The following is a 25,413-nucleotide window of genomic DNA, read 5'->3' as shown; positions in this document are numbered from 1 at the left end:
AGATCGGCAAGCAGAGATGATGGCACGGATATATTGATCTAACAACGCTTCAGCCATCTCCGGGACTAATACAGAAATGACGTCAAGTAAAAGATTTGGATCTCATGTTTGACATTAATGTAAGAGGGACTTTTTTGGTCACTCAAGCCTGTCTGCCATATTTGAAAAAAGGAAATAATCCACATATTCTGACTTTATCTCCTCCTTTAAATATGGATCCAAAGTGGTTTGGTATGCACGTGGCATACACTATATCCAAATATAATATGAGTATATGCTGACTATGTAGTCAGCCGAAGAATTTAAAGAGCATGGTATTGCAGCAATGCACTATGGCCAAAAACGCTTATTGCGACTGCCGCCATTGAAAATCTCAAGCCGGGGGAGAGCATCTTGTAAAAAATGGCAAGGAAAGCAGATATTATTGCGGATGCAGTTTCAAATCATATTGAAAAAGATTGCAAACAATTCTCGTGGTATCTTCGTCATTGATGAAGAACTGCTGCTATCAGAAGGGTTCTCGGATCTAAAATAAATACGATGCAGTAGAGGGTGTGGATCCGTAATGAAGGATCTGTTTTGGATTAAGTCACGATTTTTTTTGACAGTAATCGCCAATAAATAAATCAATAACGATCTCTATTAGCCGACTGACTATATAAACTTCGTGTTGTTATATCTTAATTACTTTCCTAACGATTACCTGTTTTCCAATATTACTTATCTGAAATTAAATAAAACTCCCGGTTGTAGATTTTCGGTCTGAACAAGAGTTTGGATTATTTCCTTTGCCTTTCATCACCAATCTATGATTCACATCGAATACGTTATATACGCCGGAAACTTGATTCCAGTTTATGGTCATTTCATTAGATGTGGAAGATCGGGGAATAACAACAGATTTTGTTCGGGCTAAGTATTTATCCGTAGCGAGTAGGCAATCCGGGTGCGAATAAACTTTTATTGCAAAGTTGCCGCATCTGTTTTACTGATCTTAACTCCTGGTTGTACATCATTTTTTAATGTGACCTGGCGCGGAAAGAGTTAATCGCGAATTGACCGAGTAGTTTATTTTCTTCCCAAAGATTAACAGAAACATTTATCACTTCATGGTTGATGTCTCATCAGCATAATAACTTTCTTCATCTATGCATGGCCTATTAGATAAGCAATCTGGCATGATCGGGTTCGGCAAATCCATTCTCACAATATGGAGGGGTGTATGGATGTGCCAGCCTTGCAATCAGGGTTTTGCCGATCTTTTCACACCAAATTTATATGAATTTTCGTGAAGCTCCATCGAATGGGCCCAGAACTACAGGAACGTCGGTATATGCAAAAAGCCGAAGCTTACACCATTACCCTGTACTTTGAAAGAGTCGGAGACGCCGCGTAATCAAAATTTAATTCTACATAGAAATTTCTCTCCTCATCACAATTAGACAGTCGCTTGACTTCACCGATCTCACATTCATTTTGCTCAATGCCATTGTGGGCCATTGATCGCTCTAGTTGTTTTACAATCACCATTCCTTGCATCTTTGATCAGATAAGTATGTGCTTCTGCCATTTCCAAGAAACGGACTAACTTCTATAGGTGGCAATGATGCATAGGCATATCCTCCCTTGAATACATTGTCCACATATAATTTGAATTGATTGCTGCTATTTTCATGCTGAAAATTGGGTCATATTTTATAATATCTTTCCCGGATTGGCAATTGCCAAGATTGTATGATATATCAAAAACATGACAATTTTCTTGATCGGCAATATGGTCCATGGATTGTGTCTTCTATAAAACAAGCTCATTTTCTGTATCCCCGACTATAAATTCGTAAACCATATTTACGTTGCCATTCAGAGTGGCCTACTATCACAGGAAAATAATAGCCAAAAGTGCCATAGTTTTGACCATTGCCTTTTGCAGTAAAATGAGTTCCGGTATTTTCACAGCAAAATTATCTTTACATTAAAACTGCCCGTCGTTGTTACATTCCAGTTTGAGGATAGATAGTTCAGAAAGATCACAATTTCCGAATTACTACAACCGGAGTATGAACTTCTTTTGCTTTGGCACACTCAGCATTTTCAAAACTTCGAAGAAAAATAACAATGTTCTCCATTCCTGGGAAGGGACCAAATGAAATTCGGCAAATCAAGCATATGCAAATGTTCCCAATTCATTATTAGCTTGATATACATTGAATGAATCGCTTGCATTCTGATATTGTAAATTAAAATAGACTTTGAAATTGCTGTAAAGCATCGTCACAATTACTGGTTTCATATGCAACACTTGTGATTTGACACTCTTCATTGTTACAATATACCTGTGATAAATCCTGAAATTTGCAATCAGGCTGGTCTAAGTCTTTAATTACAAACTCATAACTTGTATTGATATTTCCATTGAAAGGACCAATAATGATAGCAGATCCGCATAACTAAAAGTACCGTACACTTTGGCCATTGCCTCATACAGGGAAATGCAGATTTTGTGTTTTCATGGTCAAAGTTGATTTTTACATTGAATTGGCCATCATTGTTACACTCTACCTTAGAATATTCAAGTTACTTTTAAGTTGCATTCATTTTGCCCATTACAATTTGGTGAAGTGATTTCATACTTTACAACCGATTTGCAGCATCTGAACCAATAATGCAGTACCTGCCCATTACCATTAGCCCATTTATTTGAACTGGCATGTCTGTATATGCAAGGTGCCAAGATATTCATTTTCAATATAAATTTAAATGAATCGCTTGTATTTTGATAGGAGAGTCTTAATAAATTGAAAATTTACCATTATTATCACAATCGCTGAGATTATAAGCGACATCATAGAGGTGACATTCATTGTTGTTTTCACAATATGGACCAGTGATAAAGCCATCAATATTGCAATTTGGATTTTCTGCATCTTTAACTACAAATTCATAATCACCACTGGAATTGCCATTGAAAGGGCCAAGAATGATGGGGAAGTTGGCATAACTAAAAGTACCATATTGATTACCATTTCCTTGGACTGTAAAAGTCCACTTGTATTACATGATCAAAATTGATTTTGACATTGAATTGATTATTGGCATTACACTCAAGCTTAGTTATGACCAATTCTGAAAGATCACATTCCCCATTGCCGTTACAATCTTGTCCAGGCACGAAAATATCTTCAGCGCAGCCGATATTAGCCTTATCCTTGAAAAGGAATCCATGTCCAACACCATTACCGGCTATTCCATAGACTGTGATAGGCAGATTGCTATATGCATATGTGCCAACAAGGGCATTAGCACTGTATAAATAAAAGGAATCACTTGTATTCTGGTGGTCAAAATTGAAATGTATCCAATAATTCCCTTCTCCATTACAATCGGTTAGATTATAAGTTATATTGGATATATCACATTCTCCCGACTGACAATAAGGGGCTGAAATAACACCGCTAATATTGCAATCCGGAGTTTCAATGTCTTTGACTACGAATTCATAATTAGAAGTGACTAAACCATTAAAAGGGCCTATTATCACAGGTAGATCGGCATAATTGAAAGTTCCGTAATTGTTTCCGTTGCCCTGAATCTTAAATGTGGTGCCGGTATTGGTATGATTAAAATTGATCTTGACATTGAATTGATTATCTAGATTACATTCCAACTTAAGGATTGAAAGATTTGAAAGATCACATTCTTCCATTCCTGGACAAGTTACCCCTGGTACAAATATATCAGCAGCGCAGCTTAGGTTTTGTTTGTCTTTGAATAAGAACCCATGTCCTTGGCCGTTTCCGGCTATGCCGTAGATGGTTATTGGTAAGTTTGAATAAGCATATGTGCCATAACATGTGTTGGCTGAATAAACTTTGAAAGAATCACTGGTATTCTGATGTTCAAAATTAAAATGAATCCAATAGTTACCTTCACCATTGCAGTCGGTAAGTGAGTAAGTTATATTAGAAATATCACATTCATTGTTACTACTGCAGTCGGGGCCATGAACTTCTTTGGCAGCTGTACAATTTGGCTGGCCTAAATCTTGAAAAATGAAATACCTGTGTTTGCCCTGTACCGGTATCCCATTTTAGCGAAACAGGAAGATCAGTGTATGCAAATTTGCCCAACACAGCATTTTCTAAAATTATTTTGAATGAGTCGCTCGTATTGGCATGTTGAAAGTTGAAGAAAATATTGTAATTGCCATCTTCATTGCAAAGGCTCGTCTCTTTATGTCACATTCCCTATTTCGCATTCTACAGACGTATTTAAGGTAAATAATGAAGAGCACAATAAAAGTAAGAGGCTACCATGATATCTAGATTTAAAATTGTTCGATAATAGTTATATACACTGCGTTTCAATTTCGCTGCACGATACTGAAAATAGTGTCAAATATATGATGATTTTGAATGGTTATTTTAACAAAGCATAATTTACTACGCTTTGGTCATCTCGAAACCATGGGATGGGCTTTTAGGAACTTTCATTCAGTATTAGTTTTAAGAAAAGTCTTTATAACATTGTATTATGAAATGCTAAGAATTCTGAAAAAAAAATCCCGAGACTAACAAAATGTTAATCTCGGGATTTTATCATTGAATAATCCTTTAAATGTTAATTATTCAGTGTCTTTTAGCTTACTGTGCCTTCTGCCATAAGCATAATATATCACCATTCCGATTGCTAACCATCCGCCCAAACGAGCCCAGTTCTGCCAGCCAAGACTAAATATCATCAGGCCACAGGCAAGAATACCCAGAATAGGAATGAAAGGTACAAGTGGTGTCTTAAATTGTCTCTTAAGATTTGGTTCTTTTTTTTTCTTAATATAATTACTGCAAGGCAAACCAGCATGAAAGCAAACAATGTACCAATACTGGTCATATGACCTACGATGTCACCGGGAACAAAGGCAGCGAATAGTCCTACAAGGATCAAAATGACTAAATTGCCTTTATATGGTGTTTTATATTTTGGATGTAGATCTGAAAATACTCTTGGAAGTAAACCATCTTTGCTCATAGAATAAAATACGCGACTTTGACCTAAAAGCATCACCAGAATTACTGATGAAAAACCAGCTAGAATTGCCACAGTTACAGATTTGCTTTAACCAACTATACGATGCCGGCATTCCTTAGTTATAGCTGCTACTACAGAAGCTTCACCCCTCTGGTTGGATCTCTGAAGAATTCTACATCAGCTAAACCAGTCAAAACGTGGGAAAACAAAACATAAAGAACAGTACAGATCACTAATGATCCTAGAATTCCGATAGGCATATCCCGCTTTGGATTTTTAGTTTCCTGAGCTGCTGTACTCACTGCGTCGAAACCAATAAAAGCAAAAAATACCGTTCCTGCAGCTCCCAAGATGCCCATGATGCCTCCAAAATGATAGGACACGCCTTGATGGTCGACATAGGTAGTTGGTTCAGGAATGTAAGGTATGTGGTTGGCTGGATTGATATATCCCCATCCTAAAGCTATGATTAATACTACAATAGCAACTTTTACGATGACAATTAGGTTGTTGACCACCGCTGATTCCTGCGTTCCTCTTATCAGAAGCAAACTCAACATAGATACTATGAATAATGCTGGAAGATTAATTATGCCTGAAGCTATAACTTCTTGTGTCTTTGGATCTGACAGGGTTTGAAAGGGAGAATGGCACCATTCATAAGGTATAGCGCTCCACCCCATGACCTGGGTTAGAAAATTGTTAAGATATTCACTCCAGGCTATTCCAACTGTGGCGGCACCTACTGCATATTCTAGAACTAAATCCCAACCAATGACCCAAGCAAGGATCTCTCCCATTGTGGCATAAGTATATGTATAGGCACTTCCGGAGATTGGAATTGAAGAAGATAATTCGGCATAACATAAACCTGCCAAAGCACAGCCAAATGCAGCTAATAAAAATCCCAGGTAACAGATGGCCCTGCATTTTGTGGCAGCGGCAGCAGTCCTTACGAATAATCCCGCACCAATGATGGCTCCTATTCCGAGGGCAATCAAAGACCATGAAGTCAATGTTCTTTTAAGGCTTTTTTCACTTTCTTCGGCATCTGCCAGAAGAAGATGGAGTGGTTTTTTGCGAGATAAAAAATTTGACATAGTTCTGCGTTTTATTTAATTAGTGGGTAAATATATGGAAATATAGAGAAGAACCAACTTTTTTATTTGAAAATTACTAACAATCAAATGCTTTATATCAAAAGGGTTTGAACAGTTTATTTGCTTCATGCAATTCCAAAACTATGGTTCTGGATTCTAATTAAAAGTTGATTAACAGGTATATATAAATATTCAATACATCAAGTTTAATAATATTTTGATATTTAATCGTTCAATAAATTGCTATTAAAAACATTCGAAGTTGTATTCTAATTTATAAGCCAGGATAAAATTATTTATTCTTTTCAGCCCGGGATGTCTAGTATGTAGCTCTCACCTTCATTGGTGTCAGTCGGCCTGGATGTTCCGCTCAAGTTTATTACTGGTCACTGATTATTGATCACTGACGTCTGACCACTGACTTATTATTTAAATCACTCCATAATATAAGTCCTTTTCACCCTACTACTAATACCTGTGAAAACTTCATATGGAATAGTTTGATACACTTCAGCCAGTTTGTCTGCACGATTGACTTCACCAAATATTGTAACTTCGTCACCTTCCTGAACTCCAGGTATATCTGTTACATCAACCATGGTCATATCCATACATATGCTTCCTACTATATCTACCCTGGAGCCGTGGATTAATACCTGCCACTTGCCATTTCCTGCCTGCCTTCTCAGTCCATCTGCATAGCCTATCGATATGGTGGCAATATTCGAAGTTCGCAGTGCCTTCCACCTTCTGTCATAACCTACTGTATTTCCTTCCGTAATTGTCTTTATTCTAGAAATACGAGCCTTTAGCGTCATTACAGTCTTGAGATCTAAAACAAATCCGCTTGGATCAAACCCATATAGACCTATGCCGAGGCGTACCATTTCATATTGAAATTGAGGAAATCTGGCTATACCACTCGAATTAAGTATATGCTTCATTGGATTGATACGCAATCCGGTGCTGATCGTTTTGGCCATTTTTTCAAAATATGCTGCCTGATAATTTGTGTAATCGTCAAACAAAGCTTCGCCACTTCCTGCCAAATGTGAGAATATAGACACGATCTGAATAGAAGTATTGTCTTTTAATTTTCAATTAACATCTCCACTTCATCCATCGTAAATCCTAGCCGATGCATACCTGTATCCAGTTTTAAATGGGCTCCGATCTTCTCATCGTTTCTGCTAAGATAGGTTAACAAATTGTCGAGCTGCTCCGGGGCATAGATTTCTGGCTCCAGATCATATTCCACCATGCGTTCGATGAAGTCCATACCACTGTTCATGACCATGATGGGTAGGGTGATTCCTGCTTTTCTTAGATCGATGCCTTCATCAATATAAGCTACTGACAGGTATTCAACACCTTGTTGTTGAAGTATCCTAGCTACTTCGATCGACCCTGAACCATAAGCACTGGCTTTGATCATGACCATAATGCCCGTACCTGAATGAATCTTCGACTGGTACAATTCCAGGTTGTGTTTAAGAGCTGAAAGGTTAATTTCTAGGGAAGATTCATGTGCTCGTTGCTCGAGTTTGTCCACGATTATTTCGAAAGAATGTTTTCTGGCACCCTTCAATAGGACCACACTATCTCGAATAATGGTGATGTCCAAACCTTGCAATAAACTAGAAGTACTATGGAAAAATTGAGTACTTATGCTGGCCTTCAACTTGCCGTTTAACTGTCGAATTTCTTCTCCCACACCAATAAATACCGCTGGGTCTATGTCATTTATAAGCTGGATAAGTGTGTCGTAGTCCGATATTGTATGATTGGTTGAAGCTGCGAATTCAGAAACAATTAGCACCATTTTCCTTCCAGCAGCTTCTTTTTTAGCAGCCGAAAATGCAATGGCAATGGAATTGATATCCGAATTGTAGGTATCATTGATGAGCACAGAGTTGAACATCCCTCTTTTAAGTTCAAGTCTCATTGAGATGGGCATCAATTTGCTGACCATTGTTTCAATTTGTTCCATTTGGTGTCCACTCCAGATCAAATAGGAAATGCACGTAAAGGCATTGTGCAAATAAACATCATCAATAAAAGGGATTTTTATATTTGACTTCTCTCCATTATAGTTGATCGTAATCGTTGACTTGTGCGCCTTTATCTTTTCAATATTATAAACCACGTCTCCTTCACCATTGACTGACCATGTGAAACGGTTCTTTTGAGGATACAAATTATTGAAACATCTTAGATTTAGTTCTGTATTTTGAAAGATGACGGTGGAGGCGTCTTTGAAAAAAATTAGTTTTTCCAATAATTTTTCTTCTTTACTTTCAAAACCCTCACTATGCGCTGCGCCTACGTATGTAAGGATCCCTATCGTTGGCTTTACAATCTCTTCAAGACTTTTCATCTCGTTTTTTCTGGATATTCCGGCTTCGATGATGGCCATATTACTGCCTTCATTGATCGTGAATACGGAAATTGGTACTCCAAGCTGACTATTAAAACTCTTTGGGCTTTTGGCAATATTTTTTTCACTTGAAAGAATCTGATAAAGCCATTCTTTGACGATGGTCTTGCCATTACTTCCTGTTATACCAATGACCGGAACGTCGAACCTTTGTCTGTGAGCGGCAGCAAGGATCTGAAGGCTGGCCAAAGTATCCTCCACAATTATAAAAATAGATCCGCCAAAAATGGAAGTATCAATATTTCTATGAATTAGAAAGGCTCTAACACCTGCGTCATAAGCCTTTTTGATGTAATTGTGTCCGTCTCTTCTTTCACCTGCGAGTGCGACAAACATGACTTCATGTGCCAGATGTATTTGCCTGGTATCATACGCAACACGCTCTATCATTGGATTAATGTCCAAATCTCCCGAAAGTCTTCCTTTCAGAATTTGATTGATTTCTCGTGCGGTTTTATTTATCAATTGTCAATTGGTTTTCTAACGTGATAGCATATTTGAATTTTAGCATGAATTTTTAAAAAATTATCTGCTTCATAAATTTAATACTAATCTAATACTATCCACTCTAATACCCTAATACTATCTAACTCTAATACTATCCTACTTATATTCTACCTGAAGGAAAAGGTCAAGCCTTATCCCTACAACCTTCTGTTATTCTCTAATACTATCCACTCTAATACTATCCTACTTATATTCTACCTGAAGGACAAGGTCAAGCCTTAACCCTACAACCTCCTGTTATTTTTTAATACTATCCACTCTAATACTATCCTACTTATATTCTACCTGAAGGACAAGGGCAAGCCTTATCCCTACAATCCCCTGTTATTCTCTAATACTATCTAACTCTAATACTATCCACTCTAATACTTTTCAACTCTAATACTTCTACATATCCACATCCGCCCCAATATCTCTCCTATAGAACTTTCCCTCCATGACGACAGAATCTGCTGCATCCAGCGATTTTCTGCGTGCTTCAGACAGGATTGGATCCATAGCTCCGACGAAGATCACACGCCCACCATTAGAAACGACTTGCCCCTCATCGTTAGTCTTGGTGCCACCCATAAAGTGAAAAGCCTCATTGGGAAAATCTTCCAAACTGATCTCACTTCCTTTGGAATAATCGCCTGGATAACCATTTGCTACGATATAAATACCGGCAGCAAAATTAGAATCGATGATCAAAGGTTCTAGCGGATTGTGGCGTATCAGATCTTCAAATACCTGCACCATGTCAGACTGTAAGCGCGGGAAAACTACTTCAGTTTCAGGATCTCCCATGCGGGTATTATATTCGATGACAAATGGTTCGCCATTTACTTCGATCATACCCAGAAATATAAATCCAACATAAGGAATTCCATCTTTTTTAAGTTGGGCTAAGGTAGGTTCAATGACCCTGGTAGTTACTTTATCCATCATGACCTCGTCCACGAAAGGTGGAGGGCTGATGGCTCCCATGCCTCCTGTATTTGGCCCCATATCGCCTTCGAAGATCTTTTTGTAATCTTTCGCTACCGGTAAAATCTGATATTCAAAGCCATTGGTGATTACAAATACTGAAAATTCAATGCCATCCAGAAAAGCTTCTATGACTACTTTGTTTCCTGAATCGCCAAATTGTCCGGCATATATCTCTTTGGTTGCTTCTATAGCCTCGTCATTGGTATGGGCGATGATTACTCCCTTGCCTGCTGCGAGTCCGTCCGCCTTGATGACGATGGGGCAGGGTAGGGATGAAAGATATTCTATTGTAGCGACTTCTTCATCTTTTGAAAATTCTCTGTAAGCAGCCGTGGGTATGCCTGCGCGATCCATGAATGCTTTTGCAAATGCCTTACTCCCTTCCAATTGAGCACCTGCTGCCTCCGGACCGAATACCATAACCTCTTTTGTCAGTGGATCATTGTGTAATTGATCTACAAGACCTTGTACGAGTGGATCTTCCGGACCTACGAGGACCATTCTGATATTTTGCTCTATGATGGCATCTCTGATTGAGGCAAAATCTGTTGCTGCAAAATCAAGATTTGCGCCAAGTTCTGAAGTTCCTGCATTCCCTGGAGCTATGAATAGTTGATTACATTTTGGGCTTTTAACGATGTGTGCCGCCATGGCATGTTCCCGGCCGCCGCCACCTAGAAGGAGAATATTGTAAGACATTTATAAATATTGGTATTTAATAATGGTGGCAAAAGTAATGAAACGAAAGTATCTGAAGGCGAAAGAAATATATAATGATTTAAAATGTCTTAAAAAGTTAGCAAGGGTTTTTACGAAAAAAACCTTAATAAAATGCGAGCATTTTACTTGTCATTTCCAATTCGTGACGCAATTCGTCACGAATTGAGCTGGACACTCTACCGCCTATTATGCAGATTGGACACTGAAGCTAAACGGAACCATTATTTACAAGAAAGCATCGATGCAAATTGGAACATTGGTGCCCTGCAGAAACAAATAAAATGTCTGGCCTTACTTGAACCAAAATTGACTAAATATCATTTAATTAACTTTTCAAATTCATCCAATGTCAATTGAATATCTTCCCTAATAATCTTTCGCAATAAACCTTTTGGTAAATCTTAGTCATTGTGCACTGGAATGGTTGTTGCTCTGCCATCAAAATGTTTTAAACGATGATGCGATCCTTTTTTCCTTGTGACTTTGAACCTTATTTTTCCAAAAATGTAATTAGATTTTTCCCGGAAATAATTGGTAAACCGGACATTATAATGCTTTCAATTGCTGGAGACAACTATCGGAGTTTTATTCTGACTTCTAATTTCTAATTTTTAATTTTAGGATGAGTGATATAAATGGTTTCATAGAAAGTACTATACTTCCTATCTTCATTTATTAATTATCCGCATTGCTTCTCTCACACTCAACGTCGACAGTTCATGCGTTTCGACAAATTGGGTCACCTCCTTTTCATGAGTCTTTCCATACTGTCTCAACGCCCAGCCAATAGCCTTTTTTATAAAGAAATCCTTGTGAGCAGCATGGTGTAATATATTCTTTTGAAGTAGGTCCCAGTCAGTTTCTTTATGATATTTCAATTGAAAAATAATGCTCGTTCGATTGAGCCACATGTCGGATGATTTATTCCAGGATTCGATGTCTTGTAAAGTAATGTAGCCCTCTTTATATGCCCATCCCACAGTAGTTGAAGCAATAAAATCAACGGTGTCCCACCAGGATTTATTTGTTATTATAAACTCTAATTCACCTTTTAATTGGTCGCCAATTTTCTTGCGATATTTATCTACTAATTCTATTCCGGCATGCTGAAATTCACGTTCCGGTTGATCCCACATGAGCCTGACTGCAGCGTTTAGTTCTTCGACAGAAAAATGTTTTGCTTCAGTAAGGAATAATTTTGTCAAGTTTCTGCGTTCGCCATTTTTAAGTCCAAAGGAGGCAAACTTATTTCTGAAGTATTTACTGATCGCAACAGCATTCTGCTCATTTCGATACTCAGCCAGTGTTTCCCGCATGTCTGCTAGCCATTGTTCAGCCTTCATGTTCGAGTATTTTACTGACTAAATTATACTCAAATCCTCTGGACATGAGATATTGACTAAGTTGAAAGGAAGAATGGGTCTTTTTTTCGCGACTTCGCTTTTCCAAAATTTGTTTGATCGTCCTGATATAATCTTCGTCTTGTATTACTTCCAGTCCTTTTCTGATGCAATAATCTGAGATGTGTTTGGCTTTTAGTGCCTGGCTGATCTTATTTTTACCCCAGTGGTTCATGTTGAATTTGCCAGAAACATATGCTTTAGCAAATCGCTCCTCATTAAGAAAGTTTTCTTCAATTAATGCCACGATTATCTCCTCCAGGTCATCTCCGTAGATCTTCCATTCCAGCAGTCTGCTTCTTACTTCAGAATGGCAACGCTCCTGATATGCACAGTATTTCTTCGCTCTTTCTAGATCGTTTGAATTCATCGATAAATATAGGAAATAGTTGAGATTTGAAATTGAAGAAGATGACAAAGTGGTAATACTAAGGAAATGTTTTTGAAACAATTATTAAACTATCTTTTGTTATTATATTATCCTGTTCATAAACAATCTTTTATCCCAAGAGAATAAATGAAAACTGGAATGACTGTTTTTAATTTTATCTTCAAAAGTGATTTAACTTAAAATGCATAACCTTAATATTCGATCATTCACAAATATGTATCATTCAAAACGAAAATATTTAATAAGATTGGAGCGTTTGAAATCAAAATCATTAACAGTAAGATAAATTTTTAGGCAGATATAATTTAAAATTTAGAGGTATCTAATAATTTAATAATTAGTACACCTTTTTAAGATAATTGTTGCAAATATGTCAAATGATATCATTAATTATTACGATATTTGCATCCATTTTTGAAAAATAAACTCAACAATTTTATTAATACATTTTCGACAATTAACCATGGCAGATTTTTCTTTTATTTCCAATGCCCATCCGAGCGTGATTGAGTCATTATACAAAGACTATCTTAAAGATCCGGAATCAGTAGACAAAGAGTGGAAATCATTCTTTGCAGGATTTGATTATTCTGTTAAATTTGATGGTGTATCCTATAATCCTGATAATCAGACTTCAGATTCAGGAAATGTAACAAAAGAGATCGGCGTAAGCAACCTTATTAATGCGTTTAGACAAAGAGGTCATTTATTGTCGACCACCAATCCAATAAGAAATCGCAAAAATCGCGCTCCACACTTGGATCTTAATGACTATGATCTGAGCGAATCTGATATGGGACAGTCTTTCAAGGCAGGTAATGCGATTGGGCTTAATAATGCAACCCTTGCTGAAATTATTAATCACCTTAAGAGTATTTACTGCGGGCATATTGGTTTCGAATTTGCACATATCGAAAATTGGGAAAAACGCAATTGGCTTCAAGATAAAATTGAAAACCGAACCCATCTTGATGACTTTGGTATCAATCATGAAAGTAAGATCAGAATTCTTGAGAAATTGAACGGAGCTGTCATGTTTGAAGAATTTCTTCATACCAAATATGTCGGACAAAAGAGATTTTCACTCGAAGGTGGTGAGACCACGATTGCTGCATTGGATGCGATGATTTCAATCGGTGCGAACAGTGGAGTAGAAGAAGTGGTCATAGGTATGGCTCATAGAGGAAGATTAAATGTACTTGCAAACATTATGGGCAAAACATACGAACAAATATTTTCGGAATTTGAAGGTACAGCAGTTCCTGATCAAAGTTTCGGTGATGGTGATGTGAAATATCACCTTGGCTTTTCTAGTCAGGTCACCACACCGGATAATAAGAAAGTTTATCTCAAGCTGGTTCCGAATCCATCACACCTTGAAGCAGTCAATCCTGTAGTAGAAGGCTTCGCAAGAGCGAAAGCGGATATCATGTACCAAAGTGAATACGATAAGATATTACCTATACTAATCCATGGAGATGCTGCGGTAGTAGGACAAGGAGTTGTATATGAGGTCGTTCAAATGAGCCAGTTAAATGGTTATTACACTGGTGGTACGATGCACTTTGTGATTAACAATCAAATTGGTTTTACCACAGACTTTGAAGATGGAAGATCTTCCACTTATTGCACTGCTTCGGCTTCCTTAGTTCAAGCTCCTGTCTTTCACGTCAATGGAGATGATCCGGAAGCTGTGATTTTTGCTGTTGAACTAGCTACAGAATACAGACAGCTATTCAATAATGATGTTTTTATTGATATGGTTTGTTATAGAAAACACGGGCATAATGAGGGCGACGATCCTAAATTTACCCAGCCACAGATGTATGATATCATTGCTAAACATCCGAATCCAAGAGAGATCTATCTTAAGCAGCTATATTCCAGAGGTGATATCAGTGAAGCTGAGACGGACAAATTGGAAAAAGCATATTGGTCTAATCTTCAGTCTAGATTGGATGAAGTTAAACAAAAGCCACTACCTTATAAGTATCAGGAAGTAGAAATGGCTTGGAAGACACTTAGAAAAACCACTGATCCCGTAGATTTTAAAACGTCTCCTGAGACTGGCGTTAAAAAATCAATTATCGAAAAATTAATCCAGCACTTACAGACAATACCGGATGGATTTAAGCCGCTGAGTAAAGTTAATAGATTGCTGAAGGGTAAAGAGGCATATGTTGAGGCAGGTCAATTAGACTGGGCTATGGCTGAACTTGCAGCCTATGGATCTATTTTGATGGAAGGAAAAGATGTAAGAATGAGTGGTCAGGATGTCAAAAGAGGAACATTCTCTCATAGACACGCCATCTTTCGTGATGCTGATACATTTGCTGAATATAATCGTCTCACAGGATTGAGTAATGATCAGGGAAGATTTATGATCTATAATTCTCTACTTTCAGAGTTTGCCGTTCTAGGTTTTGAATATGGCTATGGACTTGCCAATCCAAATAGTTTAGTATTGTGGGAGGCTCAATTTGGCGACTTCTCAAATGGTGCTCAGACTATAATGGATCAGTTTATTGTATCTGCTGAGACTAAATGGCAACGTATGAATGGAATCGTACTTCTGTTGCCACATGGTTATGAAGGACAGGGGCCAGAGCATTCCAGTGCTAGATTAGAGAGATTTCTATGCATGGGTGCAGATTTCAACATTACTGTTGCAAATCTCACAACTCCTGCCAATTTCTTCCACTCCTTAAGACGACAGTTGGCCAGACCATTCAGAAAACCTCTGATAATCATGTCTCCGAAATCCATCTTAAGGCATCCGGAGTGCATCTCATCTATTGATGAATTTGCGACGGGTAGCGCTTTTAAGGAAGTTTATGATGAAACTGAATTGGGTAACATTAAGGCAGACAAAGTTTCAAAAATGGTCTTCTGCTCCGGAAAAATTTACTATGATCTTATTGCTTATCGCAGAGAGCAAAAGATCAAAGATGCTGTCATCGTAAGGATAGAACAATTATATCCGTATCCTGAAGATCAGATCGATGCTATATTCACCAAATACAAAAAAGCTGATATTCGATGGGTACAGGAAGAACCTGCGAACATGGGTGCATTGAATTACATCAGAAATTTATTTCCTAACAATGCAAAAATGATCTCACGAAAACCAAGTGCAAGCACGGCTACAGGTTTTAAAAAGACGCACGACAGACAGCAAGCGGAGATCATGGTGAAGGCGTTTGAGTAGGAATAGAATATAGATTTGGACTAAGATCAAGAACTTAAGTTTCGGCAGTTAAGAAACAAAGGCAGATGGCAGATGTTAGATGTTAGATGGAATTTAGTCAATTGATTAATAATTTTTCTTTTATTGATTTATAAGACAGAATTTTCTTTTTATTGAAGGAAAATCATCTAAAATCTACCTTCTACCATTCTTATTAATATTCAAATTCATCCTTAAAAAAACAAATTTGACTACCAAAACTTGAGTCAAGCAAAAATGTAAATAATAATTTTTTTATGAAAAACAATAACCCGTGGAATATTTACATGAAATAAAATTAATTCTAGCTCAGGCAAGACAAAAGAGTTATCAGGCTATAAATTCCGCCATGGTAGAAGCATACTGGAATATTGGTAGAAAAATAGTCGAAGAAGAACAGCAAGGAAGGGATAGAGCGAGTTACGGTAAAGAAATAATTAAAACTATTTCAGCGGAATTAACTGCAGAATTTGGCAAAGGTTTTTCAGAAAGAAATGTTAGGAACTTTAGGTTATTTTTTTCTATTTTTCCTGAACAAAAGATTTGGCAGACACTGTCTGCCAAATTGCATTGGTCGCATTTTCAATTGGTTTTAAAAGTATCCGATCCGGAAGCAAGGAGTTATTATCTTACTGAAGCGGCTCAAAATATGTGGTCAGTGCGCACTTTGGACAGAAATATTTCTACTTTATATTATCAAAGATTACTTTCCTCCCAAGTAAAGAATGCGGTTGAAAATGAGATGCTAGAAAAAACACAACAATTTCAAAATAATACCTTTGATTTTATTAAAAACCCTGTAGTCCTTGAGTTTTTAAATTTATCCACAAGCTATAGTTATACCGAAGACAAACTCGAAAAAGCATTAATTAATAATCTGCAACAATTTATCCTTGAATTAGGGAAAGGTTTTGCATTTGTTTCCAGGCAAGAACTAATTAAGACTGAAAACGCCAGCTTTTACATTGATTTGGTGTTCTATAATTATATTCTTAAATGTTTTGTGATTATTGAATTGAAGACAAATAAGATAAATCACCAGGATGTAGGGCAGTTGGATATGTACGTGAGAATGTATGACGATTTAAAAAGGACTGAAGGAGACAATCCCACCATTGGAATTTTATTGTGTACAGAAACAGACAATACTATCGCAAAATATTCAGTGCTAAAAGAAAACAAGCAACTATTTGCAACAAAATATATGAATTATTTGCCGACAGAAAAAGAATTAGTAGATGAAATAGAACGTCAAAGGCTTATTTTAACTTACATTAATGAATAAAAATTAATCATTCCAATCAAGTAATTTCAAAGAAATGTTATCCTAATTTTTGAAGGATTAGAATCCCAAATATTTCTCACATGTCCTTCAAATACACCGCCGCAGCATACAAATACTTATCCACCCAAGCCACAAACTTTTCCTCATCTTTTGGATTATTCAAAACAGAAGTGTTTCTACCGGCATAATTCAAATCCTTCGTCAGAAATCCTTCCTTAGTGACGACGCCTGACCCGCCAGGAAAATTATAAAAGGCTATCTCAGGAGGGTTTTTCTTCAATGGATTTCTGGTAAATGGATATTTTTTCAAATGGAATGCCCAACTGACTGTACAATAGTCCTATGATATCCAGCTGCGACATAATACTTTCGATTTTTACTCCTCTGTATGCCGTTTTAATAGCCGGTCCATAAAGCAGTAAAGGGATTTTATATCTGTCTTTATCCTCTTTGACACGAACGATTTGAGATTCGTGGCTGTGATCTGCTACCAAGATAAATAGTGTGTTGTCAAACCAGGGCTGCTTTTTTGCTTCCGTAAAGAATACATTCAGTGAACTATCACTATAATGGATCGTATTTATGAATGGCTCACTGATACCTCCGATTCCAAGTTTGTAGTCTACGGGAACATCATAAGGGCTGTGGCTGCTGATGTTGTACCCGCAATACATGAATGGTTGGCGTGCGGAATTTAGATCTGTCAACAATTTCTGGTACAGTGGAAGGTCAGGTACTCCAAGTGCAGTTTTCTTAGTTCCTGTAGGGAAATTTTGAACGTCTTCTACCTTGTCAAACCCTTTTTTATAAACATAGCCTCTAATATTGCCATAATCCAACTGACCACCATATAGAAAACCCGTGTAATAATTTCTAGCTTTGAATTCATCTACGACGCACGGAAGATCTCCAACTAATTGCTTACCTGTTAGAGGTGAAAATGCAGGTATGACGGGCAATGCCCCCAAAATAGCAGGAATTCCCTGATCAGAAACATGGCCTATGGCATAACAATCTGAAAAATAAAATCCATCTTTTATAAGTTGGTTAAAATTAGGAGCGATCAAACTGTCACGTCCAATAGGAAGGCAAACATCAGCGGGCCAGCTCTCCAGAATCATGAATACGATGTTTGGCGTCGCAGTGTTCAAGATTCTGGGAAATGTATCTTGTGGACTATCGTAAGTTTTTAAAAAGCCTTGATTCTTTGTTGGATTTTCAAGAAATGGGTGAAGTCTATCGTATTCTGAGGTATGAAGAAAGCTGTAAATAGCATGCCAGATCACATTGGTAGCAGCATCGTTTAATGCGCTTTTATTCGAATAATATGCTGCTCCCATGCCGATAGGAAATCTATTGAGTCCACCGCGCATGGTTATGAAAAAAATAGTTGATAAAACAAGATAAAGCAGGAGTGACTTAGCAAAAAAAAGAATGTTTCTCTTTTCAGTTGAACTGCCCAGGTCTGTATAGATCCACTTATTATAGATCCATCTAAACAGCAGAAATATTGTCGCAGTTCCGATAGTGAAACCAAGAAACATAGAAATACTCGGTGTTTTTAGGACTTCAGATATGTTTGCGAAGTGCTTCATGGAATCATAACCAATTTTTGCCTGCCATTCACGGTACAAGTAAATCTCGGAGATACCAAGGCCAATATAAGTGATGGTCAGAATTTGATGGAATATCCGGTTAATATGCTTCATAATATTCCAATCCGATGCATACCAGATAGTCGTAAATACTAAGCCTGGCATAATAAAATAAGCCGAAGTGACTACATCCAGTTTGAAGGCGCTGGAATAACATTTCATTATTTCACCAAAGCTTGCAGATACAAAATACTTGTGAGTATCCCATAGAAACAGTGAACGCATTAGCGCAAATAAGAGCAAGTAATAAAGGATCAGTTTAAATTGGAATCCAATAAATTTCAACATCTTAATTGAGGATCTTGACTTTTATTCTTGTGATGCCATGACGTGATTCCAGGCCAATTTTTTTAGCAGCAGCGGTGCTCATGTCCAGCAGGTAGCCACTTGATTTGCCCATTCTATCATTGATAGTCAGGATAACTTTTTTGTTGTTTTTAAGATTCGTCACTTGAATTTTGGTGCCCATTGGAAGCCATGGGTGGGCGGCTGAGACCTTATTTGACCTGAAGACCTGCCCTGAAAATGTCTTCTTTCCATTGAATTTTTGACTGTATATAGTAGCAGTACCGACATAAGTTTGCGTGAAACTATATGTCGAAAAAGTCAGGAAGAGAAGGATGCAAAATAATCTCAAATAGCTTAATTTTGGTGCAAAGATATTTAAAATATTGAAAATTCAAAGTTTATTTTTCATAACACATTGAATATCAATGCGAAGCATATGGTGAATATTCCAAAAATATTGAATTATTCACTTGCGTCGGCTTTATATAACAGAATAATGCACTGAAATAGTTCATTATGGGTAAGAAAAATTTGTTCTCCTAAAAATTTGTTGCTTTAATTGCTGATTTTTGATCATAATGTCACCACCTTCGGGGTTTTGAGATATTAATACATTTGATTTTCTATAATAATGTCAACCTTTCAGGTTTTTTTGTTTATAACCTGATCACCCGATCACCCGATCACTCATAACCTCATCATTCAAGCACTCCGTACTTCCCTGCGTTATAATCCAAATACGCCTGCTCTAATTCGTCATGTGTGTTCATCACGAAAGGACCGTAGGCAGCTATAGGTTCGTCAATGGGTTCACCACTCAAGACCAAGATAGTGCTGTCTTCCTTCGCAAAGATTCTAACTTGTTCTCCCTCATTTTCAAATATAAGCAACGAATCAGCGGGAACATCAGCTTCATTTATAGTTGCACTCCCTTCCACAACCAATGCAGCAGAATTCCAATTCGAAGAAAGTTCAAAAGTTAATTCATTGCCCTTCTTGATTTTTATATTGTACATATTAATTGGTGAATGTGTCTTAACAGGTCCTTTGACACCATTCAATTCTCCTGCAATGACTTCAACGATACCACCGCCATCCGGCAATTCATAAATACCATAATCATCGGCTGTGATAGTTTGATAACCAGGTGCATTTGACTTGTCTTTCTTAGGCAGATTGACCCATAGTTGGACCATTTGAAAGATCCCACCGGCTTTGCTGAATTTTTCCTCATGATATTCCTTGTGTAATATACCGGATCCTGCTGTCATCCACTGTATCTCCCCTGGATTTACTACACCAGCGTTGCCTGCACTGTCATGATGCGCCACACTGCCGCTATAAGCTATTGTTACTGTTTCAAAGCCCCTATGAGGATGAACACCTACCCCACGCGGTTCGTCCCTCGGAGCAAATTCGACCTTGGCATTGTAATCCAATAGTAAAAATGGACTCATCCGCTTCATTCCAATTTTTTCACTTGGAAAGAAAGTTTGTACTCTAAATCCATCTCCTACCATGTGTGTAGCTGAAGAATCCATGACAAGTTGAATCTTTTTATTTTTCATTAATGTTTTTCATTAAATTCAAATGATAAACGAATACATTCAAATTAGGTTCTAAATACCAATAAATCGAATGAAGTCTTGGAGAAAATAAATTTCTATAAAACCCTTGCTTCCTCCCAATTGAAAGTTAAAAACTGTGAACGCAACGGAAGTCCCGTGATGCATTATCAGGACTGCAAGGTTTAGTGATCTGACCCATAGCTTCTAGTCTCTAGTGTCTAGTATCTATCATCTACACCCCATCCATATATGCGATGACCTTCTCTTTAAGATACCTTTCCTGCGAAGCTACTCCTGTCAAAGTGAAGGGTTTATTCACAGACCAGTGAGGCCATCCATCTTCATCAAGACCGATATAAGAATAATAACCATCAGGATCTAGAAGGGTACAGACGGCGATATGCATAAGATCTTGCTTCTCTTCCTTAGAAAATTTCTTTTTTACTTTTCCAAGTTCCCGGATACCTATCAGTAATAGTATCGTATTTAATTCCGGCAGCTTTTCCTGATTCATTAAGTCTTTGACCTGATGTCTTGCCTTTAACCACAGGAATTCCAATTCCCAATCTTCCATTATTTTAGTCATTAAATGTCGTTTGAATAGTAGCTGCCTTTCTAGCGGATGGAATACTGGCCAAAAAGCCAATCAAAAGTACTGTGAATCCCACTACAATAAAATCAAGCAGCCTCAATGAAATAGGATAAGTATCCACTACGAACCCTTCAGGTATCGTAACAATTCCAATTGTTGTTTGTAAAATATATAAAACGATTGCTATTATAAAACCCATAAATAATCCAAGAGTACTCAGTAACATACCACTATTTATGAAAATAGAACTGATGCTTTTATTATGCAAACCAAGTGCTTTGAGAATAGCAATATCTTGTCTTTTATCGAGAACGATCATCCATAATGCTCCGATCATATTGAATGAAACTAACAGCAAAGTTAGACAGACGATGGCATAGGACATCCACTTTTCGATATTCATGAGTTTTAAAAATGACTCATCCTGTCTAAACCTATCTTTGACAGAATATTTTGGACCCATGATCTTTTCAATATTCGTCTGTATAGCTTTAAGGTTCTTTGTTGAATCAAGCTTTATCTCTAAAGCGCTGATCTCATGAGTATAATCGAATAATTCCCGGGCGAATGGAAGCGAGGTAATCGTATATTCCTGATCAAATTCTTGTTGTATAGCAAAAACGCCTACAGGATCCATGAATTTTGTAATAAATGGGGCTTCCATTAAAGAGGTTTTTTGCCTTTTTGGGGTATACACCCGCAATAAAGATAACTTATCTTCTACATCAACGGCTAGCCTTTGAGCCAATCCTGCCCCCAGAACTATCGGTGGAGGCTCTGAATTTCTAAGATCAAATCGGCCTTCTATGATAGAGCTATTGATAGAGGTGACATTTTTATAGTTGTCATCTACACCTTTGACCACACCAAAAGTCTGGCTATTTTGATATTCAAATAATGCAAGATCTTCAAGTGTCTTACTTACCTTTTTCACACCACTTAATTTGTACAATTCACTAATTAAAAGTGTATCCTCTCTGAAAGTTTTACCTTCCACTGGCGTAATCTTAACATCAGGATTGAACTTCTGAAATAAGCCTGAAATAAGGTCTTCAAATCCATTGAAAACTGACAATACTAAAATCAATGCTGCAGTCCCAATAGCGATACCAAAGACAGCAATGGCAGAAATGATATTGATGACATTGGAAGATTTTTTACCGAATATATATCTCGTTGCTAATTTTGCAGAAATATTCAACTTTAAGGATTTGGCGTAAAGATGGTAAAAAAGGTCATTATATTGAAGAAAGGTTTTTACCTTGAAATGGTAGATGTTGAATATAATTATCAAAAACGATCAAATAAATACAATAGATGCCATTAGAATTATTAATTTTCGACTTGTAAAAAGTTTATATGGATGACTTAATATTTTATTTCAATGAAGGTTGGCATCACATAGTCAGTATGGATGCGCTGGACCACCAACTCTTCATCATTGCTATGGCAGCTTTATTCTTGTTGAAGGATTGGAGAAAGGTGCTTTGGCTGGTGACTGCATTTACAGTAGGACATTCACTTACCTTAGCACTCAGCGTTTATGATTTGATAAGATTTGACAGTAAGTGGGTTGAATTTTTAATTCCATGTACTATTGTTTTGACATCATTAAATAACTTCAGATATGTCCGAATGAAGCAAATCAACGTGACCCATATTTACTACAATTATGTTACTGCGCTATTATTTGGACTGATCCACGGTATGGGTTTTGCGAACAGCATCAGGATGATGCTTGCAAGTGACCAAAGGATAGCCGGGCCACTATTCAGTTTCAATGTAGGGCTTGAAGTAGGACAGATTGTTTTGATCCTGATTTTGTTATTTCTAAGTCAATTAATAGTAGTCAAATTGAAATTCAGTAGAAATTATTGGATAATTATTTTGAGTTCAATTACCTTAATTATTTCTTTGAAAATGGCAATAGAGAGGATTCCATGATGTAGTAGAGTTAATTCAACCCACTCCGGGGTTGGGAGCAACCCTTATCTTTCCCCGGGTTACACCCAGGGCTATTTTTATTCAACCCCTACCAGGGTTTTGTTTAGAATCACGATTGGGGGTTAAAAGTGTAATTAATCTCGATTTAATTATAAATTAGTTAACCTGGAATTCTTTGCTTCCAAAATCAAAATAGATAACTTGATGAAAATGGAACGGAGATGACACTAATTTTTATAATAGATTAAAACTCCATATATTTTAGCCACTACCGCGAATCAGCATCGCAGATAATTTCACTAATTTTCACGAATAAATTAGTGTTAGATGCAAAGCATCATTCGTGAAATTAGTGGTTAATAATTCTTTTTTGGGCGAATGCTCAAATGAGCGTATAAAGTTTAAATCTAAACAACTTATGTCAAATACTTGAACTGTAAAAATTTAGTTTTAGTTATATAGAAGAATATAAGCATTCAATGAAGTGGCTATTAATAGCCAGATAAAGTATGGAAGTACAAAAAATACTTTAGCTTTCAACTCCTTATAATAACCAAACAGAAATACACCTATCAGAATGGTCAAAGATGTAATTAAAATCAAACCATTTGTCACCAAATGAAGCTTGAAAAAAGACAGGATTCCAGCTTACGTTGAGGATCCACTGAATGATAAATAATGTTATTAATCTACGTCTATTACCTACTATTTTATAAGCATATGCCATATAAAAGGCGAAAAATATCATGATGGATGTCCAGGCAGCTCCGAATACCCAACCAGGAGGCGTCCATGGTGCCTGATTCAAATTAGTATACCAATCACTGCTAACGCCTGCACTGGTAAATATGCTTCCTAATGCCAAGGCGGCGAAGTTGATCACCAAAAATATTATTACCCGGACAACCATAGCTTATTATTTTTTAGAGTTATTATAAAGTAAGATGACCAGAATACCGGCTAAAAAGCCAATTATAAATATTGACAGCATATCAACATTACGAATGTCAAGTGACGGATTGATGCGGAAAAAATTTCCGAGAGAGATGACTAATAATATTGCGGTTACAATAATTGCTTTGTTTTTCATGTTATTTTTATTTAAAACTAAGCAATATCATTCAAATTAAGATGAATATTTTTTAGACCCAGCTTAATTGTAAATAAACCTGGCTATAAAATTATATCAGAATCTAATGTTGTAACCAATATTGATATTTCTTTGAAGAAAGAAAAAGTGCTGTTTGGCTCTATCTCCATCACTTGCTGTGGTTAGAATGTCCGGCATGTTAATAAAACCTCCTTTCAGTTCACCTTGGATAAAAATGCACTTTAAGAAAGTGACATTTAATCCAAATAATACTGCTGTGCCATACCCAGCTAAATGCCACTGATCATTTCTATCAAAATTAATAAGGGTCACATCCGTCTTAGGATAAAGTATTCCACCGCCTACACCGGCTACTGAGTTTATTTCTAAATGATTATCGTAATATGATAATAGCCTGTCATGCCTTCTCAACTCCATATTCAGATAATTTAAGCCATTGGTATGCTCAAATAAAAGAAAGTTCTCAGTCAGTTTAATAGGCTGATGCTCATAAACACCGTCAAATTCAGTTTCAGAACTTGTTATGAACCCATCAATATCCACAGTTTGATTGTTCAGGACTACATACTTCATGTGATCAAATCCGAATGAAATGGAATATTTTGGATTGAGGAAGATGCCTACTCGGAAGTTATACTGAGGTTTTGTTGCTTCTGTGGGATCCACATATTTCCACCCTAATTGCGTCTGACGATCGTGGGACTTGACGTCGCTCAATGTAAAATCATAATCAGCTCCCTTAAAATGAATGTCTGACTTAGTATATGCAGCGCCATTCCAACCCCAACTGATGAAGAACCTGTTTTGTCTAGTCGTGCCGTATTCCTGAGCTTGCGCAATAGCAGGTAATAGAAAGAGTAGTACTAAAAATATATATTGAGTTGATCTCATAAAGCATGTTGAAAATGTGATGCCACTTTAACTATTGGCATTTAAAAGAGTTGCAAAAGTATAAAATTTAATGATTACAGTAAGTTTGGAAATCAAAGAAGTATGGAGTTATTGAGATAAGGGATAATTGTGGGGTAGTAGGGGTGTAAATTGTTCAACCCTTATCAGGGTTTGTGCCAAATTGATTATTAGCCACGAATTTTCACGAATAATTCGTGTTAGATGTGAAGCATCATTAGTGAAATTATCTGCGATGCTGCTGCGCGGTAGTGGCAAAAGAAAGTTAGATTTTGGCGAATACCGA

25 protein-coding genes and 1 pseudogene are annotated in these 25,413 nt (G+C 37.0%); 4 read left to right on the top strand and 22 right to left on the bottom strand.

The window, feature by feature from the left end; all coding sequences use genetic code 11:
* Positions 1-1,350: 1,350 nt before the first annotated feature.
* The 9 genes from IPI15_RS14360 to purD form a co-directional block, all read right to left on the bottom strand.
* Positions 1,351-1,530, bottom strand: a complete 180-nt coding sequence (locus IPI15_RS14360) for a hypothetical protein (protein ID WP_287420844.1) — start codon at positions 1,528-1,530, stop codon at positions 1,351-1,353.
* Positions 1,531-2,158: 628 nt separating this feature from the next.
* Positions 2,159-2,290 (bottom strand): hypothetical protein, encoded by a 132-nt coding sequence (locus IPI15_RS14355; protein WP_287420842.1) that lies wholly within the window; start codon positions 2,288-2,290, stop codon positions 2,159-2,161.
* A 726-nt stretch (positions 2,291-3,016) separates the two neighbouring features.
* Positions 3,017-3,703 (bottom strand): hypothetical protein, encoded by a 687-nt coding sequence (locus IPI15_RS14350; RefSeq protein ID WP_287420840.1) that lies wholly within the window; start codon positions 3,701-3,703, stop codon positions 3,017-3,019.
* 918 nt (positions 3,704-4,621) lie between these two features.
* The gene (locus tag IPI15_RS20155) at positions 4,622-4,738 is read right to left on the bottom strand and encodes an amino acid permease C-terminal domain-containing protein (RefSeq protein WP_502711649.1); all 117 of its coding nucleotides are present in this window, start codon (positions 4,736-4,738) and stop codon (positions 4,622-4,624) included.
* Positions 4,738-5,097, bottom strand: a complete 360-nt coding sequence (locus IPI15_RS20150; RefSeq protein WP_287420838.1) for an amino acid permease — start codon at positions 5,095-5,097, stop codon at positions 4,738-4,740. Before IPI15_RS20150 ends, IPI15_RS20155 begins: the two co-directional genes overlap by 1 nt.
* Positions 5,098-5,156: 59 nt before the next feature.
* Positions 5,157-6,125 (bottom strand): amino acid permease, encoded by a 969-nt coding sequence (locus IPI15_RS20145; RefSeq protein WP_287420836.1) that lies wholly within the window; start codon positions 6,123-6,125, stop codon positions 5,157-5,159.
* 434 nt (positions 6,126-6,559) lie between these two features.
* Positions 6,560-7,192: an alanine racemase gene (alr, locus tag IPI15_RS14335; RefSeq protein ID WP_287420834.1), complete on the bottom strand. Its 633-nt coding sequence runs from the start codon at positions 7,190-7,192 to the stop codon at positions 6,560-6,562.
* Between the two features lie 23 nt (positions 7,193-7,215).
* Positions 7,216-9,027: an alanine racemase gene (locus tag IPI15_RS14330; RefSeq protein ID WP_287420832.1), complete on the bottom strand. Its 1,812-nt coding sequence runs from the start codon at positions 9,025-9,027 to the stop codon at positions 7,216-7,218.
* A 429-nt stretch (positions 9,028-9,456) separates the two neighbouring features.
* Positions 9,457-10,737, bottom strand: a complete 1,281-nt coding sequence (gene purD, locus IPI15_RS14325; RefSeq protein ID WP_287405609.1) for a phosphoribosylamine--glycine ligase — start codon at positions 10,735-10,737, stop codon at positions 9,457-9,459.
* Positions 10,738-10,848: 111 nt separating this feature from the next.
* Between purD and IPI15_RS19885 the strand changes: the two are divergent.
* Positions 10,849-11,115: pseudogene (locus tag IPI15_RS19885) on the top strand (DUF1016 N-terminal domain-containing protein); the annotation flags it as partial.
* Between the two features lie 44 nt (positions 11,116-11,159).
* Here IPI15_RS19885 and IPI15_RS19880 read toward each other — a convergent pair.
* The 3 genes from IPI15_RS19880 to IPI15_RS14315 form a co-directional block, all read right to left on the bottom strand.
* The gene (locus IPI15_RS19880; protein ID WP_353845310.1) at positions 11,160-11,252 is read right to left on the bottom strand and encodes a type II toxin-antitoxin system HicA family toxin; all 93 of its coding nucleotides are present in this window, start codon (positions 11,250-11,252) and stop codon (positions 11,160-11,162) included.
* A 174-nt stretch (positions 11,253-11,426) separates the two neighbouring features.
* Positions 11,427-12,101: a DNA alkylation repair protein gene (locus IPI15_RS14320; RefSeq protein WP_287405610.1), complete on the bottom strand. Its 675-nt coding sequence runs from the start codon at positions 12,099-12,101 to the stop codon at positions 11,427-11,429.
* Entirely contained in the window at positions 12,091-12,528 is a 438-nt protein-coding gene (locus tag IPI15_RS14315) for a regulatory protein RecX (RefSeq protein WP_287405611.1), read from the bottom strand. The genes IPI15_RS14320 and IPI15_RS14315 overlap by 11 nt, the downstream gene beginning before the upstream one ends.
* Positions 12,529-13,012: 484 nt before the next feature.
* On the opposite strand from IPI15_RS14315, the gene IPI15_RS14310 reads away from it, so the two are divergent.
* Positions 13,013-15,757: a 2-oxoglutarate dehydrogenase E1 component gene (locus tag IPI15_RS14310; protein WP_287405612.1), complete on the top strand. Its 2,745-nt coding sequence runs from the start codon at positions 13,013-13,015 to the stop codon at positions 15,755-15,757.
* Between the two features lie 292 nt (positions 15,758-16,049).
* Positions 16,050-17,060 carry a PDDEXK nuclease domain-containing protein gene (locus IPI15_RS14305; protein ID WP_287405613.1) on the top strand — a complete coding sequence of 337 codons (1,011 nt, stop codon included), beginning with the start codon at positions 16,050-16,052 and terminating at the stop codon, positions 17,058-17,060.
* Between the two features lie 76 nt (positions 17,061-17,136).
* Here the strand turns inward: IPI15_RS14305 and IPI15_RS14300 are convergent, their stop codons facing one another.
* The 6 genes from IPI15_RS14300 to IPI15_RS14275 form a co-directional block, all read right to left on the bottom strand.
* Positions 17,137-17,340, bottom strand: coding sequence for a hypothetical protein (locus IPI15_RS14300; RefSeq protein WP_287420830.1), 204 nt, complete (start codon positions 17,338-17,340; stop codon positions 17,137-17,139).
* Positions 17,321-18,940, bottom strand: a complete 1,620-nt coding sequence (locus IPI15_RS14295) for an LTA synthase family protein (RefSeq protein WP_287420828.1) — start codon at positions 18,938-18,940, stop codon at positions 17,321-17,323. The genes IPI15_RS14300 and IPI15_RS14295 overlap by 20 nt, the downstream gene beginning before the upstream one ends.
* Before the next feature lie 64 nt (positions 18,941-19,004).
* Positions 19,005-19,352: a septal ring lytic transglycosylase RlpA family protein gene (locus IPI15_RS14290; protein WP_287405615.1), complete on the bottom strand. Its 348-nt coding sequence runs from the start codon at positions 19,350-19,352 to the stop codon at positions 19,005-19,007.
* Positions 19,353-19,701: 349 nt separating this feature from the next.
* On the bottom strand, positions 19,702-20,571 hold the full coding sequence (locus IPI15_RS14285; protein ID WP_287420826.1) for a pirin family protein: 870 nt from the start codon (positions 20,569-20,571) through the stop codon (positions 19,702-19,704).
* 232 nt (positions 20,572-20,803) lie between these two features.
* Positions 20,804-21,157, bottom strand: coding sequence for a PHD finger domain-containing protein (locus IPI15_RS14280; protein ID WP_287405617.1), 354 nt, complete (start codon positions 21,155-21,157; stop codon positions 20,804-20,806).
* The gene (locus IPI15_RS14275) at positions 21,150-22,364 is read right to left on the bottom strand and encodes an ABC transporter permease (RefSeq protein WP_287405618.1); all 1,215 of its coding nucleotides are present in this window, start codon (positions 22,362-22,364) and stop codon (positions 21,150-21,152) included. Before IPI15_RS14275 ends, IPI15_RS14280 begins: the two co-directional genes overlap by 8 nt.
* A 158-nt stretch (positions 22,365-22,522) precedes the next feature.
* Between IPI15_RS14275 and IPI15_RS14270 the strand changes: the two genes are divergently transcribed.
* Complete coding sequence (locus IPI15_RS14270) at positions 22,523-23,107, top strand: HupE/UreJ family protein (protein ID WP_287405619.1); 585 nt, start codon at positions 22,523-22,525, stop codon at positions 23,105-23,107.
* A gap of 450 nt (positions 23,108-23,557) precedes the next feature.
* Here IPI15_RS14270 and IPI15_RS19875 read toward each other — a convergent pair whose 3' ends face one another.
* From IPI15_RS19875 to IPI15_RS14255, 4 genes are all read right to left on the bottom strand, one after another.
* Entirely contained in the window at positions 23,558-23,722 is a 165-nt protein-coding gene (locus tag IPI15_RS19875) for a tryptophan-rich sensory protein (RefSeq protein WP_353845300.1), read from the bottom strand.
* Positions 23,652-24,017, bottom strand: coding sequence for a TspO/MBR family protein (locus IPI15_RS14265; protein WP_287420824.1), 366 nt, complete (start codon positions 24,015-24,017; stop codon positions 23,652-23,654). The genes IPI15_RS19875 and IPI15_RS14265 overlap by 71 nt, the downstream gene beginning before the upstream one ends.
* Before the next feature lie 6 nt (positions 24,018-24,023).
* Positions 24,024-24,197 (bottom strand): hypothetical protein, encoded by a 174-nt coding sequence (locus IPI15_RS14260; RefSeq protein ID WP_287405621.1) that lies wholly within the window; start codon positions 24,195-24,197, stop codon positions 24,024-24,026.
* A gap of 96 nt (positions 24,198-24,293) precedes the next feature.
* On the bottom strand, positions 24,294-25,109 hold the full coding sequence (locus IPI15_RS14255) for a hypothetical protein (RefSeq protein ID WP_287405622.1): 816 nt from the start codon (positions 25,107-25,109) through the stop codon (positions 24,294-24,296).
* Positions 25,110-25,413: the final 304 nt, after the last annotated feature.

It is taken from the genome of Candidatus Brachybacter algidus (genome assembly GCF_016707225.1).
GTDB classification, from domain to species: Bacteria; Bacteroidota; Bacteroidia; order Chitinophagales; family Saprospiraceae; genus Parvibacillus; species Parvibacillus algidus.
Note: the sequence above shows the minus strand (reverse complement) of the source record. Positions and strands in the feature narration are given on the sequence as shown.

What these genes read in the sequence shown, in the direction of transcription:
- IPI15_RS14355 (WP_287420842.1), bottom strand. Translation starts at nt 2,290, where the DNA reads ATGAAACCAGTAATTGTGACGATGCTTTACAGCAATTTCAAAGTCTAT.
- IPI15_RS14265 (WP_287420824.1), bottom strand. Translation starts at nt 24,017, where the DNA reads ATGGTTGTCCGGGTAATAATATTTTTGGTGATCAACTTCGCCGCCTTG.
- IPI15_RS14270 (WP_287405619.1), top strand. Translation starts at nt 22,523, where the DNA reads ATGGATGACTTAATATTTTATTTCAATGAAGGTTGGCATCACATAGTC.
- IPI15_RS14295 (WP_287420828.1), bottom strand. Translation starts at nt 18,940, where the DNA reads ATGCGTTCACTGTTTCTATGGGATACTCACAAGTATTTTGTATCTGCA.
- IPI15_RS14350 (WP_287420840.1), bottom strand. Translation starts at nt 3,703, where the DNA reads ATGGAAGAATGTGATCTTTCAAATCTTTCAATCCTTAAGTTGGAATGT.
- IPI15_RS14360 (WP_287420844.1), bottom strand. Translation starts at nt 1,530, where the DNA reads ATGGTGATTGTAAAACAACTAGAGCGATCAATGGCCCACAATGGCATT.
- IPI15_RS20145 (WP_287420836.1), bottom strand. Translation starts at nt 6,125, where the DNA reads ATGTCAAATTTTTTATCTCGCAAAAAACCACTCCATCTTCTTCTGGCA.
- IPI15_RS14315 (WP_287405611.1), bottom strand. Translation starts at nt 12,528, where the DNA reads ATGAATTCAAACGATCTAGAAAGAGCGAAGAAATACTGTGCATATCAG.
- IPI15_RS14260 (WP_287405621.1), bottom strand. Translation starts at nt 24,197, where the DNA reads ATGAAAAACAAAGCAATTATTGTAACCGCAATATTATTAGTCATCTCT.
- IPI15_RS14320 (WP_287405610.1), bottom strand. Translation starts at nt 12,101, where the DNA reads ATGAAGGCTGAACAATGGCTAGCAGACATGCGGGAAACACTGGCTGAG.
- IPI15_RS14310 (WP_287405612.1), top strand. Translation starts at nt 13,013, where the DNA reads ATGGCAGATTTTTCTTTTATTTCCAATGCCCATCCGAGCGTGATTGAG.
- purD (WP_287405609.1), bottom strand. Translation starts at nt 10,737, where the DNA reads ATGTCTTACAATATTCTCCTTCTAGGTGGCGGCGGCCGGGAACATGCC.
- IPI15_RS14285 (WP_287420826.1), bottom strand. Translation starts at nt 20,571, where the DNA reads ATGAAAAATAAAAAGATTCAACTTGTCATGGATTCTTCAGCTACACAC.
- IPI15_RS14280 (WP_287405617.1), bottom strand. Translation starts at nt 21,157, where the DNA reads ATGACTAAAATAATGGAAGATTGGGAATTGGAATTCCTGTGGTTAAAG.
- IPI15_RS14255 (WP_287405622.1), bottom strand. Translation starts at nt 25,109, where the DNA reads ATGAGATCAACTCAATATATATTTTTAGTACTACTCTTTCTATTACCT.
- IPI15_RS20155 (WP_502711649.1), bottom strand. Translation starts at nt 4,738, where the DNA reads ATGATATTTAGTCTTGGCTGGCAGAACTGGGCTCGTTTGGGCGGATGG.